This window comes from Mesorhizobium sp. M4B.F.Ca.ET.203.01.1.1 (assembly GCF_004791025.1).
Classification (GTDB): Bacteria; Pseudomonadota; Alphaproteobacteria; order Rhizobiales; family Rhizobiaceae; genus Mesorhizobium; species Mesorhizobium abyssinicae.
Window position 1 is genome coordinate 1 of the sequence record NZ_SRUO01000320.1, and the last position, 278, is coordinate 278.

The 278-nt window shown below is 56.1% G+C and carries 1 protein-coding gene; it reads right to left on the bottom strand.

Translation table 11 applies throughout. From position 1 onward, the window contains the following. On the bottom strand, positions 1–262 hold a 262-nt coding region (locus tag EN846_RS34895), incomplete at its 3' end, for a glycosyltransferase family A protein (protein WP_135928184.1). Between the last annotated feature and the right edge of the window lie 16 nt (positions 263–278).

A 278-nucleotide genomic window follows, 5' to 3' on the forward strand; every position in this document is an offset into this window, starting at 1 on the left:
CCGCATTCCGCGCCGACGCCACCCCACCATTCTTCTGTTGGAGCAACTTGATGCGCCCGTCGCTATCAGCCAGTCGTCGAACGATCGATGCTGTTCCGTCGGTCGAACCATCGTCAACGACTATAATTTCGATATTCCTATGCGTTTGGGAGAGCACGGACGCCAAGGTACGCTCGATGAATGGTTCCGCGTTGTATGCAGGGATGACAACCGCCACGAGCGCGTTGGTAGAGTGCTGTGAATTGCCCGGCAAATCCGCCATCCTCTCATATCTCGAC